Raw genomic sequence first — 461 nt, 5'->3', positions numbered from 1 at the left:
TGATTGGTTAAGCCAATCACTCTGAAGTACTTTCAGTACTCAATTATTGGAATTAACGTTGACATATTGTCATTCAGTTTTCAATGTTCATAATCTATTTTAAAAATGGTGGAGACTAGCGGGATCGAACCGCTGACCTCCTGCGTGCAAAGCAGGCGCTCTCCCATCTGAGCTAAGCCCCCATAAGTATTAATAGAAGTCGGGAAGACAGGATTCGAACCTGCGACCCCTTGGTCCCAAACCAAGTGCTCTACCAAGCTGAGCTACTTCCCGTTATTTAAAATGGCGCGCCCGAGAGGAGTCGAACCCCTAGCCTCTTGATCCGTAGTCAAACGCTCTATCCAATTGAGCTACGGGCGCAAAAACAAAAATGGTGCCGAGGACCGGAATCGAACCGGTACGGTAATCACTTACCGCAGGATTTTAAGTCCTGTGCGTCTGCCAGTTCCGCCACCCCGGCA

At 48.4% G+C, this 461-nt stretch carries 4 tRNA genes; all 4 read right to left on the bottom strand.

Annotated elements, in window-relative coordinates:
• Nucleotides 1–106: 106 nt before the first annotated feature.
• The 4 genes from LQ677_RS14535 to LQ677_RS14520 all read right to left on the bottom strand — a co-directional run bounded on the left by LQ677_RS14535 (nt 107) and on the right by LQ677_RS14520 (nt 460).
• A tRNA-Ala gene (locus LQ677_RS14535) sits at nt 107–182 on the bottom strand.
• Between the two features lie 17 nt (nt 183–199).
• Nucleotides 200–273 (bottom strand) — tRNA-Pro (locus tag LQ677_RS14530).
• Nucleotides 274–283: 10 nt separating this feature from the next.
• Nucleotides 284–360, bottom strand: a tRNA-Arg gene (locus LQ677_RS14525).
• 11 nt (nt 361–371) lie between these two features.
• Nucleotides 372–460 (bottom strand) — tRNA-Leu (locus LQ677_RS14520).
• Nucleotide 461: the final 1 nt, after the last annotated feature.

It is taken from the genome of Mammaliicoccus sp. Q-M61 (genome assembly GCF_022386055.1).
In the GTDB taxonomy this organism is placed as follows: Bacteria; Bacillota; Bacilli; order Staphylococcales; family Staphylococcaceae; genus Mammaliicoccus; species Mammaliicoccus sciuri_A.
Note: the sequence above shows the minus strand (reverse complement) of the source record. Positions and strands in the feature narration are given on the sequence as shown.